Here is a 3,302-nt window from a genome sequence, read left to right on the forward strand (position 1 = left end):
AACACAGTGGACGCGAGCAACTGAGGACAAGCCCTCGGCCTATTAGTACCGGTCACCTCCACACCTCACGGTGCTTCCAGATCCGGCCTATCAACCCAGTCGTCTACTGGGAGCCTTAACCCCTCCAAGGGGGTGGGAGTCCTCATCTCGAAGCAGGCTTCCCGCTTAGATGCTTTCAGCGGTTATCCCTCCCGAACGTAGCCAACCAGCCATGCCCTTGGCAGGACAACTGGCACACCAGAGGTTCGTCCGTCCCGGTCCTCTCGTACTAGGGACAGCCCTTCTCAAGACTCCTACGCGCACAGCGGATAGGGACCGAACTGTCTCACGACGTTCTAAACCCAGCTCGCGTACCGCTTTAATGGGCGAACAGCCCAACCCTTGGGACCGACTCCAGCCCCAGGATGCGACGAGCCGACATCGAGGTGCCAAACCATCCCGTCGATATGGACTCTTGGGGAAGATCAGCCTGTTATCCCCGGGGTACCTTTTATCCGTTGAGCGACGGCGCTTCCACAAGCCACCGCCGGATCACTAGTCCCGACTTTCGTCCCTGCTCGACCCGTCGGTCTCACAGTCAAGCTCCCTTGTGCACTTACACTCAACACCTGATTACCAACCAGGCTGAGGGAACCTTTGGGCGCCTCCGTTACTCTTTAGGAGGCAACCGCCCCAGTTAAACTACCCATCAGACACTGTCCCTGATCCGGATCACGGACCCAGGTTAGACATCCAGCACGACCAGAGTGGTATTTCAACAACGACTCCCCCTGAACTGGCGTCCAGAGTTCACAGTCTCCCACCTATCCTACACAAGCCGAACCGAACACCAATATCAAACTGTAGTAAAGGTCCCGGGGTCTTTCCGTCCTGCTGCGCGAAACGAGCATCTTTACTCGTAGTGCAATTTCACCGGGCCTATGGTTGAGACAGTCGAGAAGTCGTTACGCCATTCGTGCAGGTCGGAACTTACCCGACAAGGAATTTCGCTACCTTAGGATGGTTATAGTTACCACCGCCGTTTACTGGCGCTTAAGTTCTCAGCTTCGCCCCACCGAAATGGAGCTAACCGGTCCCCTTAACGTTCCAGCACCGGGCAGGCGTCAGTCCGTATACATCGCCTTACGGCTTCGCACGGACCTGTGTTTTTAGTAAACAGTCGCTTCTCGCTGGTCTCTGCGGCCACACCCAGCTCAGAGTGCAAGACTCATCACCAGACGTGGCCCCCCTTCTCCCGAAGTTACGGGGGCATTTTGCCGAGTTCCTTAACCATAGTTCACCCGAACGCCTCGGTATTCTCTACCTGACCACCTGAGTCGGTTTAGGGTACGGGCCGCCATGAAACTCGCTAGAGGCTTTTCTCGACAGCATAGGATCATCCACTTCACCACAATCGGCTCGGCATCAGGTCTCAGCCTCAATGTGCGGCGGATTTGCCTACCACACGGCCTACACCCTTACCCCGGGACAACCACCGCCCGGGCTGGACTACCTTCCTGCGTCACCCCATCACTTACCTACTACAAGTCTGGTTCGTCGGCTCCACCACTCCCCCTCACTCCGAAGAGATCAAGGGCGGCTTCACGGACTTAGCATCGCCTGATTCGATATTGGGCGTTTCAAAGCGGGTACCGGAATATCAACCGGTTGTCCATCGACTACGCCTGTCGGCCTCGCCTTAGGTCCCGACTTACCCTGGGCAGATCAGCTTGACCCAGGAACCCTTAGTCAATCGGCGCACACGTTTCCCACGTGTGTATCGCTACTCATGCCTGCATTCTCACTCGTGAACCGTCCACCACTGCCTTCCGGCGCGGCTTCACCCGGCACACGACGCTCCCCTACCCATCACAGTCCCCGTTGGGGGTATGTACTGCAATGACACGACTTCGGCGGTACGCTTGAGCCCCGCTACATTGTCGGCGCGGAATCACTTGACCAGTGAGCTATTACGCACTCTTTCAAGGGTGGCTGCTTCTAAGCCAACCTCCTGGTTGTCTCTGCGACTCCACATCCTTTCCCACTTAGCGTACGCTTAGGGGCCTTAGTCGATGCTCTGGGCTGTTTCCCTCTCGACCATGGAGCTTATCCCCCACAGTCTCACTGCCGCGCTCTCACTTACCGGCATTCGGAGTTTGGCTAAGGTCAGTAACCCGGTAGGGCCCATCGCCTATCCAGTGCTCTACCTCCGGCAAGAAACACACGACGCTGCACCTAAATGCATTTCGGGGAGAACCAGCTATCACGGAGTTTGATTGGCCTTTCACCCCTAACCACAGGTCATCCCCCAGGTTTTCAACCCTGGTGGGTTCGGTCCTCCACGACCTCTTACAGCCGCTTCAACCTGCCCATGGCTAGATCACTCCGCTTCGGGTCTTGAGCATGCTACTGAAACGCCCTGTTCGGACTCGCTTTCGCTACGGCTTCCCCACACGGGTTAACCTCGCAACACACCGCAAACTCGCAGGCTCATTCTTCAAAAGGCACGCAGTCACGACATACAAGGCAAGCCTTGCATGCGACGCTCCCACGGCTTGTAGGCACACGGTTTCAGGTACTATTTCACTCCGCTCCCGCGGTACTTTTCACCATTCCCTCACGGTACTATCCGCTATCGGTCACCAGGGAATATTTAGGCTTAACGGGTGGTCCCGCCAGATTCACACGGGATTTCTCGGGCCCCGTGCTACTTGGGTGTCTCTCAAACAAGCCATAATGATTTCAGCTACGGGGGTCTTACCCTCTACGCCGGACCTTTCGCATGTCCTTCGCCTACCACTATGGTTTCTGACTTGTCTCACAGCCGGCAGACTGTGAAAGAGAGATCCCACAACCCCGCATGCGCAACCCCTGCCGGGTATCACACACATACGGTTTGGCCTCATCCGGTTTCGCTCGCCACTACTCCCGGAATCACGGTTGTTTTCTCTTCCTGAGGGTACTGAGATGTTTCACTTCCCCTCGTTCCCTCCACACTGCCTATGTGTTCAGCAGCGGGTGACAGCCCATGACGACTGCCGGGTTTCCCCATTCGGAAACCCCCGGATCAAAGCCTGGTTGACGACTCCCCGGGGACTATCGTGGCCTCCCACGTCCTTCATCGGTTCCTGGTGCCAAGGCATCCACCGTGCGCCCTTAAAAACTTGGCCACAGATGCTCGCGTCCACTGTGCAGTTCTCAAACAACGACCAACCACCCGCCACCCCACCCACAACGGGGCGAGTACACCGGGGCCGGCACGAAGACAACAAACCATGTGCATGGTCCGTGCCCTCAGACACCCAACAGCGTGCCCGACAGAA

General features: G+C 57.0%; 1 rRNA gene. It reads right to left on the bottom strand.

Annotation, left to right across the window (positions count from 1 at the left end):
- Positions 1-22: 22 nt before the first annotated feature.
- Positions 23-3,149: ribosomal RNA gene (locus ABT122_RS33180) — 23S ribosomal RNA — on the bottom strand.
- Positions 3,150-3,302: the final 153 nt, after the last annotated feature.

The sequence above is a fragment of the Streptomyces sp. NPDC001985 genome (assembly GCF_040296845.1).
Lineage (GTDB): Bacteria > Actinomycetota > Actinomycetes > Streptomycetales > Streptomycetaceae > Streptomyces.